This is a genomic window from Mycobacterium sp. NGS41, assembly GCF_059812725.1.
Genome location: NZ_JCALDF010000094.1, coordinates 1 through 315, shown reverse-complemented (window position 1 = coordinate 315; position 315 = coordinate 1). Strand labels below are relative to the sequence as shown.

General features: G+C 73.3%; 1 protein-coding gene. It reads left to right on the top strand.

The features are described from left to right. A partial coding sequence (locus AC5Y21_RS26075; protein WP_499917050.1) for a PE/PPE C-terminal domain-containing protein occupies positions 1-315 on the top strand: 315 nt, incomplete at its 5' end.

Sequence of the window (315 nt, the reverse complement as noted above, 5' to 3'; positions counted from 1 at the left end):
GCCCTGCCCCCTCCCGGAGCCATCGGCGCCTGGGGCACCCCGGTACCCGCCGGGTGGGGCCTAGCCGGCAAGGTCGGCGGATTGTCGGTGCCCCCGACCTGGAGCGCGGCCACACCCGCCGAGATCAGCCCGGTCGCCGCCGAATCCCAAGGCATCGGCGCCCTCAACGCCGCCACCACAAACCCCGCCGGCACCTCTGGCCTGCTGCGCGGAGTACCGCTCACCGGCGCCGGAACCGGCCGACGCAGCGCCGGCTATGTCACCAAATACGGCTTCCGCCACAGCGTGCTGACCCGATCACCATCCGCCGGATAG